Origin of the sequence: Acinetobacter calcoaceticus ANC 3811 (assembly GCF_000399665.1) — a bacterium.
In the GTDB taxonomy this organism is placed as follows: domain Bacteria; phylum Pseudomonadota; class Gammaproteobacteria; order Pseudomonadales; family Moraxellaceae; genus Acinetobacter; species Acinetobacter calcoaceticus_B.
The window spans coordinates 2,083,908-2,098,175 of record NZ_KB976986.1 but is presented as its reverse complement, the minus strand read 5'-3'; the positions used below and the strand labels follow the sequence as shown (position 1 = coordinate 2,098,175).

At 29.7% G+C, this 14,268-nt stretch carries 13 protein-coding genes; 10 read left to right on the top strand and 3 right to left on the bottom strand.

What is annotated here, in order from left to right; translation table 11 throughout:
* Positions 1 to 81 precede the first annotated feature (81 nt).
* The 4 genes from F935_RS11060 (at position 82) to F935_RS11045 (ending at position 3,482) form a co-directional block, all read left to right on the top strand.
* Positions 82 to 1,323 (top strand): tyrosine-type recombinase/integrase, encoded by a 1,242-nt coding sequence (locus tag F935_RS11060; RefSeq protein ID WP_016139014.1) that lies wholly within the window; start codon positions 82 to 84, stop codon positions 1,321 to 1,323.
* A 604-nt stretch (positions 1,324 to 1,927) separates the two neighbouring features.
* The gene (locus F935_RS11055; protein WP_016139013.1) at positions 1,928 to 2,677 is read left to right on the top strand and encodes a hypothetical protein; all 750 of its coding nucleotides are present in this window, start codon (positions 1,928 to 1,930) and stop codon (positions 2,675 to 2,677) included.
* 172 nt (positions 2,678 to 2,849) lie between these two features.
* Positions 2,850 to 3,176: a hypothetical protein gene (locus F935_RS11050; protein ID WP_016139012.1), complete on the top strand. Its 327-nt coding sequence runs from the start codon at positions 2,850 to 2,852 to the stop codon at positions 3,174 to 3,176.
* A gap of 57 nt (positions 3,177 to 3,233) precedes the next feature.
* The gene (locus F935_RS11045; RefSeq protein WP_016139011.1) at positions 3,234 to 3,482 is read left to right on the top strand and encodes a hypothetical protein; all 249 of its coding nucleotides are present in this window, start codon (positions 3,234 to 3,236) and stop codon (positions 3,480 to 3,482) included.
* Positions 3,483 to 3,499: 17 nt separating this feature from the next.
* On the opposite strand, the gene F935_RS11040 is transcribed toward F935_RS11045, so the two are convergent.
* Entirely contained in the window at positions 3,500 to 3,754 is a 255-nt protein-coding gene (locus tag F935_RS11040; RefSeq protein WP_016139010.1) for a hypothetical protein, read from the bottom strand.
* A gap of 210 nt (positions 3,755 to 3,964) precedes the next feature.
* On the opposite strand from F935_RS11040, the gene F935_RS11035 reads away from it, so the two are divergent.
* From F935_RS11035 to F935_RS11025, 3 genes are all read left to right on the top strand, one after another.
* Positions 3,965 to 5,038, top strand: coding sequence for a hypothetical protein (locus F935_RS11035; RefSeq protein WP_016139009.1), 1,074 nt, complete (start codon positions 3,965 to 3,967; stop codon positions 5,036 to 5,038).
* A 139-nt stretch (positions 5,039 to 5,177) separates the two neighbouring features.
* On the top strand, positions 5,178 to 6,242 hold the full coding sequence (locus F935_RS11030; RefSeq protein WP_016139008.1) for a hypothetical protein: 1,065 nt from the start codon (positions 5,178 to 5,180) through the stop codon (positions 6,240 to 6,242).
* Complete coding sequence (locus F935_RS11025; protein ID WP_016139007.1) at positions 6,239 to 6,751, top strand: hypothetical protein; 513 nt, start codon at positions 6,239 to 6,241, stop codon at positions 6,749 to 6,751. Before F935_RS11030 ends, F935_RS11025 begins: the two co-directional genes overlap by 4 nt.
* Positions 6,752 to 6,827: 76 nt before the next feature.
* On the opposite strand, the gene F935_RS11020 is transcribed toward F935_RS11025, so the two are convergent.
* On the bottom strand, positions 6,828 to 7,511 hold the full coding sequence (locus F935_RS11020; protein WP_228253328.1) for a zinc ribbon domain-containing protein: 684 nt from the start codon (positions 7,509 to 7,511) through the stop codon (positions 6,828 to 6,830).
* Between the two features lie 127 nt (positions 7,512 to 7,638).
* Here F935_RS11020 and F935_RS11015 point away from each other — a divergent pair, with 127 nt between their 5' ends.
* From F935_RS11015 to F935_RS11005, 3 genes are all read left to right on the top strand, one after another.
* Positions 7,639 to 7,887: a helix-turn-helix domain-containing protein gene (locus F935_RS11015; protein WP_016139005.1), complete on the top strand. Its 249-nt coding sequence runs from the start codon at positions 7,639 to 7,641 to the stop codon at positions 7,885 to 7,887.
* 506 nt (positions 7,888 to 8,393) lie between these two features.
* Positions 8,394 to 12,443 (top strand): NACHT domain-containing protein, encoded by a 4,050-nt coding sequence (locus tag F935_RS11010; protein ID WP_016139004.1) that lies wholly within the window; start codon positions 8,394 to 8,396, stop codon positions 12,441 to 12,443.
* Positions 12,444 to 12,679: 236 nt separating this feature from the next.
* Positions 12,680 to 13,081 carry a hypothetical protein gene (locus F935_RS11005; RefSeq protein ID WP_035366229.1) on the top strand — a complete coding sequence of 134 codons (402 nt, stop codon included), beginning with the start codon at positions 12,680 to 12,682 and terminating at the stop codon, positions 13,079 to 13,081.
* Between the two features lie 60 nt (positions 13,082 to 13,141).
* On the opposite strand, the gene F935_RS11000 is transcribed toward F935_RS11005, so the two are convergent.
* A complete protein-coding gene (locus F935_RS11000) occupies positions 13,142 to 13,759 on the bottom strand; it encodes a hypothetical protein (protein ID WP_016139002.1) in 618 nt (205 codons plus the stop codon).
* Between the last annotated feature and the right edge of the window lie 509 nt (positions 13,760 to 14,268).

The window sequence follows — 14,268 nt, the reverse complement described above, 5'->3', positions numbered from 1 at the left end:
ATGGGGTAACTTATAGTTTGTGTGATTGTATAGTGTGATGTATAGTTTGAGTTCACTTGTTTTCACTATACAAGAATCAATATGAAGAGAACGGATCCTATTAAAAAGCCAATGAAAGATACAGTTCTTTCATCATTGGAACCTGAAGCAGATACAGAGTATAGAATCAATGATGGCGATAATCTTCATTTTGTTGTTAGTCCTAAAGGTAATAAAAGATGGGATTTTAGATACAAGAATCCATTAACCCAAAAGTGGAACTGGATGGGTTTAGGTGCTTATCCCGAAGTGAGTGGTAAGTTGGCTAGACAAAAAGCAGCAGCAGCTAGGGAATTGCTTGCTGATGGTATTGACCCGAAAGAGCATCGTGACCAAGAAAAACAAGCATTGTTAAACAGTGATAAATTCAGCTTTAAAAGTTTAGCAGTTGAGTATTGTAATAACAAAACGTGGACAGACGGTACAAGAACCCGAAATGAGGGAGCATTGAATAATCATGTTTATCCATTAGTGGGTAGTCGTGATTATAGAAAGATCACTAAAAAAGAATGGTTAGACCTAATTAGAGATATTCAGAAAAAGCTACACCCTAGAACAGGTAAACCAATTGTAGAGATGGGCAATCGTGTTAGAGGACTTTGTAGAGACATTTATGATCTAGCAGAAGTAACGGGGCGAATTGAATTTAATCCATTATCAGGTCTTGAAAAGTTTATAGAGAAGCATGAACAGCAGAATATGGATTCTGTGAAGATTGATGAGTTACCAAAATTGCTTGTTGATATTAGAGCATATCCAAGTCGTGTAACTTCGATAGGATTACAACTTTTAAGTATGCTAGCTTGCAGACCAACAGAGTTAAGAGAAGCTATATGGGATGAATTTAATCTTGAAAAATGCTTATGGACTATTCCATCTAAACGGATGAAAAAAAGAATTGAGCATACAATTCCATTACCTACTCAAGCCCTCATTTTACTGAATGAATTAAAATCATATTCTGGCAACAGTGTCTATCTATTTAAGAGTCGTAGTGATTCAAACAGACCAGTATCTAATAATACATTTAACAAAGCCTTAAAGAGTATGGGCTATCAAGGTAAACAAACACCCCATGGTTTCAGACATATCTTTTCAACAGAATTAAGAGAGCAAGGTTTTGCTCGTGATCATGTGGAAGCTGCTTTAGCTCATAAAGTTGGTGGTGTTGAGGGTGTTTATAACAAAGCGATTTATGTTGAGCCAAGAAAAGCAATGATACAAAGATGGGCTGATTATTTGGATGGTTTGATTGATGCAGAGATGAAAAGAGAAGTGGCATAAGCTACAAGTGGTGGGGATATTTTAAAAAATAACATTGAATTTATTTTGCCCCTCTATTGTTGTGCTTAACCTATGAATAAATAAATTCTTAATTGTAATTAGTGTGTTACACGAAAGTTGAAGATGGGAAGTAAAATTAATTAATATGTAATAATTGTAGCTAAGTAATTGATTTTAAATTGTTACTAGAGTTGCTTAAGGGGTATGTTTTATTAATTTATATCTTCTGTAGTAAGTGTTTGAAATCTTGTGAATTAGTTAATGTGTTAAAGCCAGTAGAGAAATATTTTTCATAAAACTGTTGACAAATATTTTTAACTTGTATATATTTATCCGCCTGTCTGATTTGGCAGACGTTTTTTTAATAAAAAACATAATTGATTATTTAAACCAACACTAATAATCGCAATACATCTAATTGAAATTTACTCAGCAATAAGTGCACTAAACTTACCGCATCTTCTTCTGTAGCTATATTTGTTATTACTATCATATCCTAGATATTCTTTTAAAGAATAAATCTATGCGATAGCTATTGCCTTTTTAGTGTTGAGAACAGGGTTGGTTAAATACTGACTAGAAACTAAACATACAAAGGAGGACTATGGTAGGTAGTACAGAATATAAAGACTTCATAATACTAAATAAAGAAATGAATAAAGATAATTTAGATTCAATGATTAAAGTTTTATCAAGGGCTAAAGATACAATGATAAATCCTCGGATGCTTCATTTTGTATCAGAAATTGTAGATATTGATGCATTTCCAAATAAATTTATTCAATCATTTAAAGAAAAATTTATTAGTGAAATAAAGTTAAGAAATAAAGAACATAAAAAGGAATGGATGCCAACTGATAAAGTTAAATATTATCAGAGAAGGAGACTTCCCGAAGTCGAGTTACTTTATAGTATTGAATCAAAAATCATCAAAATTGGTGAATACGAAAGATATTTGCATGAAGAGGGGAATAGTGAGCGTATATATCATCATATCCATATCATCATAATAGTAGATATTGGGCATAATGATTATGGACGTAATGAGATAAAAATTTGTGTTAATAAAGCAATCTCAAGAATCTCTGGTTTAGAGGAGGTTGTATATGAAGATTGTGTATGTATCAAAAATTATCGAGTAGTGTCACTAGGATTTCTTAAGTTACGAGATAGTAATAGCAAGGTCAAAGTTGAGACTGAGTTTATTGATTATTATTGGCACGATTTAAAAAAAGAATTTGAGGATGCAATAATTAGGGCATCTTATTTGTGTAAAACAGAACAGAAGCTTTTACTACCTGAACGATTTCAAAAGGGTAATAGCTTTAATATCACTAGAGAAAAAAGGAGTTAAAACATGAGTTTTTAATTAATTGAAAATAAAGTCTTGGGAATGACAACCAAACTTTAATTCTAAGCATGATTTAAGCATGTTATAGAGCGATTTTGAATGAAGCTATAGTTACCTACCAGACAGGTAAGAACTATGGCTATTTTTATGGGTAAAATAAACAATAGAGGTAAAAATGGAATTAGATTTAAATGAGAAATATCGTGTGGTAACTGATGAGTACAACTTTATTTTACAGGAGAAGAAGATAATTGGTAGTAAAAAGCCAGCTACGAGATCGCCTGATGTTTGTAATGTAGGCAAGATAAAATATACAAGCCTTGGGTACTACTCAAACTTATCAAGTTTAGTACATGGATTGATAACACGTGAAATTAGAATTTCGGAAGTAGATGAGATTAGTAGGATTGAGGAGTTAATTAATACTTGTACTAAAGAGATTGTAGATAAAATTAGCTTACATGGCATTGAAAAAGAAGTCGCTAACTATGAAGAAGTATGATCTTTTAAGCGCATTGGCAAAAATTATTAACTAAAAATTAAGGAGGAAATATACAAAATGAATCAAGTAACAATCAATGGAGGGCAGTTAAGCAGTATATTAGATCGTAAGTTACGTATAACAATAAATGAAGCCTGTGAAATTTTATCAATAAAAAGAGATAAGTTGGGGAAACTAATGAAAAATGATCCTACTTTTCCTATTGCAATAAAAGATGGTACAACAAGACAAGCAGCAGTTTATTTTGATACAAGACAAATTGTGTGTTGGTGGCAAACTAAAGTTAATGATGCTGAGTTTATATAAGAGAAATATTAACTATACTATTTGCCCTTCTTTTTTTGAGAGGGGCGTTTTTCTAATGACTCATACCAAATTCCCTGAAAAGGATTGTCTTTTTTATCAATAATTACCCCACCTTCCTCCTCAGGAAGAAAGTTAGCATTAGTCCATTTACCATAAGTTTTAAATGCTCTAGGTTTGTTGGTATAGCCATATGCTCGACCACTTTTATCCGTAGCTATATATCTTATTTCTTGGGATATATTTTCCCAGTCATAAATAGTAGATTGGTTCATGGTTTCTTCCTAGAAAGTATTTAAGTGTTTGATATGTATAGTATATAATTATATGGGTAAAGTTAATTTCAATAATAATACTTGGATATTATATTAGAAAACAAATAAAAGTACCTTTAATTAATTTGTTACAATTGTCTTTTTGTTAGTAAAAAGTAACCTGATATAGTCTATAAAATATACATAAATTGATAAATTAGAAGGTTTTTTATGAAACAAGAGCAAGATTTTGACTCTTTACGGTTACATATTGTTAGCAATATTCTTGAATTACAAAAACGCGATGCTGCTTGTGGGGCTATTAATACAGCATTTATGAATATTGGATTTGAAAGCTCAAATACATTTAAAGCACTCATATCAAAAATTGCTAAAACTCAATTGGGTGATGTAGCTAAAACCCTTAATGAGGCTAAAAAAGTAACTGATGAATTGTTATATAAGAATGTTGCCTTTAACAATAAGCGTGTATTCTTTTATGGTCTTTCAAATGATGTTCTCAATAGATTATTTAAAGCTTTGACAGAAAAAAATGAGTATTTTGATTATAACTCTGAGAATAAGACATTTAATTATGAGATGATTGATCATGATAGGGTGGAAACAAGTTTAATTATTGATAAAGATGAAGATTTTAAAATAATTTATTTAAGAAGTGGTAGGAATCGCACTGAAACAAGACATCCTAAAAATAAAGAACATTTATTTGCTGATGACGAATATGGTGAAGTTATAGATGTTATTATCAAAGTTCAATATGTAATGAATGCTTTTGATTTCTTTGCTTTTGATTTTAAGAATAACCATTTAATTATTGGTCTAGATTTAGATGATGTATTTCCTACTGCTGAAACTAATAAAGCACAAGGAAACTATATTAGAGACTTAACGAAATTAGGTCATCTTCAAAGTACGAAAGCAGAAACTTTACGTAATTGTGTAGCTCGTTTGGAGCATGAAAAAGAAGGGCGTGTTCTTAATCATTCCTTCATGACTGCGGATAGAGGTTTTAACCATGCTGGAAATAGTATTACCTCTAATCAAGATATTCGAAATGATGATTTTCATAAAGATGGTATAAGTGGAAAAGATGCTGACTTCTATGGTATTAAAAAACTTTTCCCATTAAATAATGATGAGAAGGCTATATTAACTGTTCGTATGACATATAAGGAATATAAGAAAGCTAATGCAAGGATCAACTCGGCAGTTATAGATTCTGTAACCTCTTATGAAGGGCTTAAATTTTCAATTCGTAAAATCTTACAACATAATCATAACTAATTTTATGTAATTTAAGCTAACCATCTATTTATATGGTTAGCTTTTTTTAAATTAAATCTTAAAAAATAGTTTTTTTTATATAGATTTGATGTAAAAATAATATTAAAATTGCTTAAACATATAACTTTTTTTAACTAATATGAGCCAAAATAGTATTAATGCAAGAATAACTTTATATAAAATTACTGAGTGTGGTTTATATGAAAAAGGTGGGAAAAGTCCTGTTTTAGGTAATCTTAGTGTTTTTCTAGAAGATTTAGAAAAATGGGTGCATATAAAAGATAAAACTCTGAAAGAAACCTGTACTTATGCATCTTTAGATGATGAAGAGTTAAATAAAACTTTTTGTTATGATATTAAGAAGGATGTAAATGGAAATTATTTGCTAATTACATGGAATAAAAATTCCAGCTCTAACAATGCTGTTGCTACAGTTTCTGGGTCATCTAAAGTTGGTGAAGCTACTATTCAAACAAATACCCATAAACCTGATGATATTCCGGGGTTCCCAACATATTTTTGGATAATGCCAAATAAGAATAGATATGCAACTTTAACTTTTGATTATGCTCAAAATGGGCGTCAAGCTGTAGAAAAATATCTACGTGAATTTTTTATTAAGTGGAGTAGATTTGTTGTTTCAGTTACTGATGAGAATGGTATAGAAGAAATAAAGTGCTGGGAAGACCCTAATAATGTTGGGAAAAAATACCCTTTATTATTTAGTCATTTTGAAACTAACCTTGTTGTTAATTCAGGGAAAATTGATTTTTTATTAAATCATTGGAAAGATATTAGAAAAGTATATCAACATAATGAAATGTCTATTGTAGATATTGTAAAATTACCTCTTTTAACAAGAGGGGTTAGTAAGTTATTAGGTATGAATGCCTCTACATCAAAAAAATCAGGTATTAAATTTAAATTAGAAGCTGATGTGAATTTTAATAATCAGTCTGAACTAAAAGAATTGATTAATGAATGGGAAAAAAAGAAAGACCCAACAAAATGGGAAGATATAGGTTTCTCTTTAATCGGTGAAAGTCAAAAGGTGATCTGGTTGAGTGAAAGTCGAGCTAATAATGATTTTGACTGTCCACTTACTAAAGAGCAAGGGGGAATATTCAAGACTGATGAGTTAGTTGAATGGTTGACTGGTATTACTTCTAGTATCCTTAAACTTGATGAAAAATTAGAAGAATGATTAAAATAATTTTTTATTTAATATTTTTGCTTATTACACCCATTTTCTTTGTGTATGGTAAAAATGTTCCATTCAGTGATCAAAAGGATATTTTAGATAGTCTTAAAGATACAGCTTCTATTATTTTTGCTATTTTAGGAGCTTGGATCGCTGTTATCTATCCGAACGATTTACAAAAAATTCTTAAAGTACAAACATTAGAGGAGCAAGAGAGTGAATTAGTTTTTGAAAAATTGATTTATAGCTTAATAATAGTAACTACAGTATTAATAATAATGATTGTAACCTTGCCTGCAATTAATCTTATTAAAAACCTTGACTACTTTATTCAATATAAAAGTATACTCCGTGGTGTATTGTTATCATATATTTATATTATTGCTTTAGTACAAGCTCATGCTTTACTTGTTACGCTAATGCCTAATATTAAAATACTATTTGATATAGTTAAATCTAGGCATGATAGAGATTTTAGAAAAAGAAATTCTCCTGTTGGGAAAGATAAATAATATTTAAATTTAAAAGTATTATATGGGGAGACATATGATACTTTTAAATTAATTATTAGATTTAAAGTATTTTACTTTAACTACTAAGTGAGATAGTCCATTTCCCACCTTCATCATTTATATAGTATTTGTATTTGTAATTATTGCAATTTACTCGAATTGTTTTTTCATCTCTAGTTTGTGCCATTGAGCTGACACTGTCACATTTGTAGTCGTTAAGTCTTATAAATGCAATTACAACTTTGACTTGATCTTCATTGAGCTGATCGTCAATTAGTGCATCTTTTTCAATTAACTGTGCGTTTTCACTCTTCTCTTCCTTTGTTAGCTTTTTATTATTTTGAATATCTTCATTGGTATTCGAAGTAGAAGTCTTTGTTTTTTCATTTGAATTATTATTAGTACTATACGATTCAGAAGTGGTGTTATCTTCGAAACTACTATTAAAGAAAAAGACTGAGATAATAAATATTAAAAGAAAAATCCAAAACAAATTAAAAAAGTTAAAGCTCTTTTCAGTTTTTGAGCTTCCAGTAGTAAAGTTTTTATTATCATGATCTAGGTTTGGCAGAGGTGGGGGTGTAACAGTTGGGGGCCAATTTGAGGATTTAAGTTTAAAGCTTTCCTCTATAGGAAAACCACAGTGAGGACAAGCTTTTGCTTGATCACTTATTTCTCGTTTGCACTCTTGGCACAATATTAAAGTCATAATTTCCCCCGATAATAATTTAGCTAGAGTTATGTTTATAGATTGGTTCATTAACTTATCTAATCGTTTTGTTCATTTGGAAACTAGTAGATAGCCTAAGAATTAATCATAAAGAATAGTATTTTAATATATTTGTACCTATTTTGGGTAAATTTAATTTGTACCATAAAAAGGTACAATGACAAATAGTATCCATACCACTGAAATGAGTGCTTTGTGTGATTGGCTTAAACAGCAACGTATCACACAAAAATTAACTATGCGGGAATTATCAGAACGCCTAGATAAGCCTCATTCATATGTACAAAAAGTTGAGCAAGGCGAACGGCGTTTAGATGTCGTAGAATATATTTGGTACTGTACAGCTCTAAAGATTGATCCCCATACGGGTGTGCAACTTGTCTTGGCGATAGTAAAAGATCAATAAATTTATCCTTTTAAAAGATTTCGTCTTGTATCACGTGGTGTATCATTGGTTTTATATTTAATTTATTTTAAAAATTAATGGTTTAAATGTTATCTCGTTAGTGGATATGTGGAATTGAACTGTGTGTTAATAAGAATATTTATGTATAGTCTGGTGTATAGTTGTTAAATTGAAACTAATTATAGTTTTTAAAAATCAATTAGTTATAATTATTTGTAAGTAGACGCCATCCCACCAAAATTCGTGAAAAGCCCTGAAACGTAAGTTTCGGGGCTTTTTATTGGAAAATATTTTATTAAGAGATTTATAGTGATTCTCATATGTTTTATTAGAGTTTGAATTTAATAAATAATTTACTAAAACTTAATATTATTTTATAAATAGGTTGAAACTTGTTTAGGGAGGGGGGGAGGTAAAATATTTTTAAAATTTTAAATTATCTACTCTGATGGACATAAAAACTATTTCAGTGTAAAAAATGCATATGATATTTATAATATTTTACTATGAATTCTGAATTTTATTTGCAAAGAAAGCTTCATGATCATGAACGAGACTACGATGAACTCGAAGTTATAAAGAATTTTAGAATAATAGTTATCTTAGCTGAACCTGGGGCTGGTAAAACTTCTTTACTACAGAGCTTTTCAAGTTATTTAAATGTTAAGAAAAGAACAGCGAATACTTTTTCGTATAGGAATAATCTAGAAAAAAATTCAATTTTAATTATTGATGCATTAGATGAGTTAGTAAGAATAGATCAATCAGCGGTTAATAGCTTACTAGGAAAAGTAGCAGATCTAGATCCATCTACTTTAATTATTTCTAGTAGATCAAGCGAATGGGATGAATCTTATACTAGAATAATTAAAGATCATTTTGAGATTGAGCCACGAATTCTTCGTCTATTTTCTTTTAATGAGTTAGAACAAAAACAGATTTTTGAAAATTATAAATTAGAAGAAGATTTTCATAAATTTGAATCTGAAGTAAAAAAATATAATTTAGAACAATTGCTTTCTAATCCTCAGTTTTTGAAGATTTTTGCAGACGCTTATATTGAAAGTAATAGAGTTTTTGCTGATCGAAAATCAATATTTAGTCAAGCTGTTAAGGCTTTGGCAAAAGAGACAAATATTGCTTTCAATGTAAGAAATGATCTGCCTTTACCTAGAAAAATAGAATGTACTGAGGAAATATTTGCCAAATTACTTCTATCGGGATCTGAAGGGGTGAGCACTAATGTAGATGATCTAGACAATCTATATCCGCGAATAGATTCCTTAATTAAATTGGATAATACCGATCACTATACATCTTTATTATCCACTAGACTTTTCAAACTAGCTGATAATGAAAGTCAACATCAGCCGAGCCACAAAATTATTGCTGAATTCTCGGCAGCAAATTATTTAATAAGAAGAATTAATACTAGCCGAAACGGTATTTCACTCTCTCAATGTCTTTCAATTATAGCTCCTAATGGAATTGTACGTGATGAATTACGAGGCTTATTAGGATGGATGGCAGCCTTAGGCAATAAATTAACGCAAAAAACCCTAATCAATATCGATCCATATGCAGTTTTAGCAAATGGAGATCCTTCTCAACTATTATCTGCATCAAAAAAGTATTTATTAGAAGAATTAATTCATCTTGCTAACGAAGATCCGTATTTTCGTCGTAGTGATATGTGGAGAAATTTTTCAGTTTCAGGATTTTTTGACGATGATTCTATATCAATAGTTAAATTAATATTGGTTGAGTCAGATAAAGGTGTGTTACGAGGGCTAATTCTAGAGTTACTAAAAAATGCAAGAATACTTGAATATTTAGCACCAGAATTAGAAAAAATTCTATTAGATGAGACTATTGATAAATATATTAGAAAGTTAGCTGGATTAAGAGTAAGCGAAATAATTGATTATGATATTAAACAATCTATTATCAGACTTATAGAAATTGGAACAGAATCTTCATTAGATATTGCTGCTAATTTGATAGAAAAAAGTAATATTGATTCGGTACAATATGAAATAATTTTAAGCTTTCTAAAAAAATGCTCATTTTTATATCCAAGTCATAATAAGCAAGGTATAGAGAGAGTTGTTGGAAAGCGTTATTTTATCAAAAGTCTTATTTCTTTATTTAATTATGAATTAGTCATTAATTTACTTGATGATTTAAGTCATGATCTTCAATGTATTTGTAGGAAAGAATATTATGAATGCTATTGTCGAAATGGTGTGAGCAAAATTATTGGAACACTTTTAGACCGATATTTTGAAATTGAAAAACAATTATATGATGCTAGTCAGATTTGGAAATGGCTAAGAAATTTGAATTTTCATCATGGAAAAACTGAAAAAGATAGTATTGCTGTAAAAGTTTTACAAAATGAAGATGCACTACGTCAGAATATTGTTCTATTAGCATTTGAAGGACTAAAATCTCTAGAGGAAATTCATCGAGTAAGCTGGCAAACATTATCTTGTTATACTCATTCTGGACTTAACTTAAGATTACAAGATTATTATTTTATTTTAGATTGGGCCTTTGAAAATAATAATATAAATTTATGGACGTATTATATTCAGACACATCAATTTCATGTAGCAAATAGAAATCAAACCAATTTTGAACTACGTAAATATGCAAAATTGCAGGCAAGAGAAAAGTCTGAGTTTTTGAAAGCATGGATAAGAAAAAATTTAGCTGCTAAAGCAAGCTATAAAAAGACACAAGCTAGAATAAGACATCGTATAAGAAATGGAAATTTCAAACGAAAAATGATAAGAAATGAAAATATAAATTACATCCAGAATAATCGTGAACTTATTGAGAGGGGGGAGCATTGGGGACTTTTAACTGATTTCGCAAACTTAACTTTGAATCAACCTCAAAGAATAATAGAGGAATTTGGAGATGAAGAATTAGTAAAGACATCTCTTAGAAACTGTCTACCATTTATTGAAACTCATGTTCCTAGTTTAATTGAATTAGCTAAGGCACAATGTGATTCTGTTCACTATTCTTCAGAAGAAATTTTAAATGCTGCATGTTTGGAAATATTTAGAAACAGCGGAAATCTTGAAAATGTTAAATTAGAATTATTAAAAGCCTTACGAACAAATATAGACAGTCGTTCTTATGCGGTTGATGAAAAAGAACATCAAGCATTTAGACAGGAAGTTGATAGAATACTTTTCCCTGACTTTAAAAGTCGACTACAGTTTATAAAAGATTACATTGAACCTCAACTGACCTATAACGACTGTCAATACACACAAGTAAGCTGGTTACGTTTTAGTGAGACATTCAAAGAGTTTCAAGATACGTTACCATTAGAGTGGTTATATAAATATCCAAATATCAGTATAGAAACCACAAAAACATTATTTGATTTAAGTGCTCAATTTTGTGATCAAAATAAATTAAAAAATTTAATTATAAAAAGATGTGATGATTTAAATACGTTACTTACAAAACATGCTACCGATTTTGAAAGTTTAAATTCTAAAGTTATGTTTTGGTTTGTAAGAGCATTTTTCTTTCTTAATGAATCAGAGATTGTACCTTATTGGAACTTTTTAAAAGAGCAAGAAAAAACAATATTTCTTTTAAGTGATAGACATGAAGGAATTCGACATGGGAATCATATATTTTGGCCTGCATTAACATCTACAAAAATTGGGTGGATTTTAGATGCATTTATAGATCAGTGGCCGAAGGTTAATTTACCTGATTCTTGGGGGACAGGGGATCCTCCTAATGAAATAGCCTATAGATTTATAAGTAATGTAATTTGGAATTTTACAAAGTATATTTCTGAAAATACTTTACCAATTGTAAATAGTTTAATTTCAGATTCTAGATTTGAAGCTATGCTATTAGATTTAAAAAGTATTCGTTCAACAGTAATTAGAAATCTTGCTCTAATAAATTTTAATGCTCCTTCACCAGAAGAAATAGTTAATTTTTTAGATAATGATAGAGTAATTACCGTAGAGGGGTTGAGATCATTAATTTTAGAGGAATTAAAAATATTTCAATTAGATTTAAATGGTAGTGAAACAACTTCTAAGAATATTTTTTATAATTTGCAATATAAGACAGCTAAATTAGTCGAATTTAAACGATTAGGTGAAGTTGAGGCTACTTTACGTGTTGCTGATAGGTTGCGGTTGAGATTAGAACATAAAGGAATTACTGTAACACCAGAGCATCAACTTCAAAATGCTAATCGTTGTGATATAACTTTCTCAAAGATTATTGATAATCAAAGAAAACTCTTGGTGTTGGAATCAAAAGGTCAATGGCATTCAGAGCTCTACAATGCTGCAACAACTCAATTGTCTGACCGATACTCTATACATCCACATGCAGAACAGCAGGGAATTTATTTTATATTATGGTTTGGCGCCGATGAAAAAGTTGCAAACTTAACTAATCATGGTGTTAGTTCAGCACAGGAATTAAAAGAAATTTTGGATAAGCACTTACCTGTTGAGCTAAAAGGATTTATTGATATATTTGTTTTAGATGTTTCACTATAAATTAAATAAAGAGTATTTATAATTTTTAGTTAAGTATCTATCAATAATTTAATTAGTTTTTATAAGGTAAAATAGGGATGAATTAGTTTCATGAATATGCATTAGGTAAATTAAAAAATATTTTAGATTTTTCTCTACTTATAGATCAGTTATTATTTGAGTCGAAATAAAGAAAGAGATAATTGAAAGAACAATCTCTTACTAATCTGTAAAATTTTAATGTTTGATGGCTGCATCTGACATATTTAAGCTGTAAAGAAATTTATGAACTCATGACAGAGCTAGGGTATATACAAACTAATACTCGTGAATATGCTCATGAATTTGAATTAAAGAATGGCCAATATCTTTATATTAAACGTTTGAAAGATAGCCAAAAAAGAAAAAAAGAACCTTCGAGGCTTATGATACATCCAGCTTTTCTGAAATTTAAAGAAGATTTAACAAAGCTAGAGAAAGTTGAGTTTAGTTTTGAAGAAAAAGGAAATATGAATACAGCATTTGATCGATTCCCACACTCTAGTGAGTCTGATTGTGCCAAAAATCCTACACAACATGGAATAGGCGTTTACTTTAAAGATAAATTAGCATTAACTAATTTCCTAAAATTTATTGAAAATAAAAAAGAGCTCTTGTGAGCTCTTTTTTTATTTAATGGGATACGGATTTTTCATGCTTGCTAGTCATCCCATAATTATCTATTCCTCAACTTTTATTCTTTCATGTTCAAAATTCTTTAAAAAATTATAAGCATCAGATATTTTATTAGCTTTATGAAGACCACCTAGGGCTATAAAACCAAATAGAATTGGCCAAATTATTAAATTAAATGTTATTAAAAAGCTAATAGTATCAATAGATCGCTGCAAGATTTCTACATAATACTTTAGAAATATCAATGGGATCATGGCTAAAATGGCAAAGAAAAAATACATGCATAAAAATAGGACACCCTTTGCCATAGTATATTTATTCTTTAAGTCCACAATCTTATTATTCTCATCAATAATTGGTTTTATGTATTTCCGAACATCAACATATCTTTCAACCCAAAGTTCCATATCTACATAGCTATAGAAATACTGTGTTTCTAGAAAATTGATATTCTTTTTCATTATCAATTTTTGAGCAACACGATCTTTTACTAATTGTGATTCAGCGGAAATTACAATTGCGGCAAACTCTTTAGCAGCGTCAATACTTTCGCTAAACTCCAATCTTGGATGTTTTTTAAAGTTATGCCGCGATGAAATATACGCAACCATTAAAGGAACTAAGGCCCCCAATACAGTAGTAATAGCAGTAAGACTAATCATTTGTTTTATCTAGTATTTAATTTATATTGTTATATAACATATTGTTTATTTTATAAAAATATTTCACTGTTAATTATTTGAAAATTTAATTTACCAGTATTCAAACTCTCTTATAAACAGGCCCCCGTGCCACAACAGAACTTTAATTTTTGGCGCTGATTTAAAGTCATCCACTATTGCGACACAGAGATAAGGGAGCTAAGCCAAACGCTTAGCCCATGTTTTCTTTATCGCACTGCCGCATCACACTAAAAAAGTAGGGGCAAAGTCCTGTGAGAGAGCAGTTATTTCCTTGGTCGGATGTAGACGCAAATATTTTGACAGGGAATATTCATAATTTAATGGCTTCACGTAAACGTATTTATTAAGAAACGTATATGTTTAAGTGAGTTGAGAAAACATTTTTAGAGATGAAATGCCTACTTGGTCTTATGATTATGGCTTTGGTGTTATGGAGAAATGAAAAAATTTGAATGAACTAACTATTTAAATTTGTTTTAATTATAGAT

Excerpts from the sequence above, each read along its gene's own strand:
- F935_RS11060 (WP_016139014.1), top strand. The coding sequence starts at position 82 with ATGAAGAGAACGGATCCTATTAAAAAGCCAATGAAAGATACAGTTCTT.
- F935_RS11055 (WP_016139013.1), top strand. The coding sequence starts at position 1,928 with ATGGTAGGTAGTACAGAATATAAAGACTTCATAATACTAAATAAAGAA.
- F935_RS11050 (WP_016139012.1), top strand. The coding sequence starts at position 2,850 with ATGGAATTAGATTTAAATGAGAAATATCGTGTGGTAACTGATGAGTAC.
- F935_RS11045 (WP_016139011.1), top strand. The coding sequence starts at position 3,234 with ATGAATCAAGTAACAATCAATGGAGGGCAGTTAAGCAGTATATTAGAT.
- F935_RS11040 (WP_016139010.1), bottom strand. The coding sequence starts at position 3,754 with ATGAACCAATCTACTATTTATGACTGGGAAAATATATCCCAAGAAATA.
- F935_RS11035 (WP_016139009.1), top strand. The coding sequence starts at position 3,965 with ATGAAACAAGAGCAAGATTTTGACTCTTTACGGTTACATATTGTTAGC.
- F935_RS11030 (WP_016139008.1), top strand. The coding sequence starts at position 5,178 with ATGAGCCAAAATAGTATTAATGCAAGAATAACTTTATATAAAATTACT.
- F935_RS11025 (WP_016139007.1), top strand. The coding sequence starts at position 6,239 with ATGATTAAAATAATTTTTTATTTAATATTTTTGCTTATTACACCCATT.
- F935_RS11020 (WP_228253328.1), bottom strand. The coding sequence starts at position 7,511 with ATGAACCAATCTATAAACATAACTCTAGCTAAATTATTATCGGGGGAA.
- F935_RS11015 (WP_016139005.1), top strand. The coding sequence starts at position 7,639 with ATGACAAATAGTATCCATACCACTGAAATGAGTGCTTTGTGTGATTGG.
- F935_RS11010 (WP_016139004.1), top strand. The coding sequence starts at position 8,394 with ATGAATTCTGAATTTTATTTGCAAAGAAAGCTTCATGATCATGAACGA.
- F935_RS11000 (WP_016139002.1), bottom strand. The coding sequence starts at position 13,759 with ATGATTAGTCTTACTGCTATTACTACTGTATTGGGGGCCTTAGTTCCT.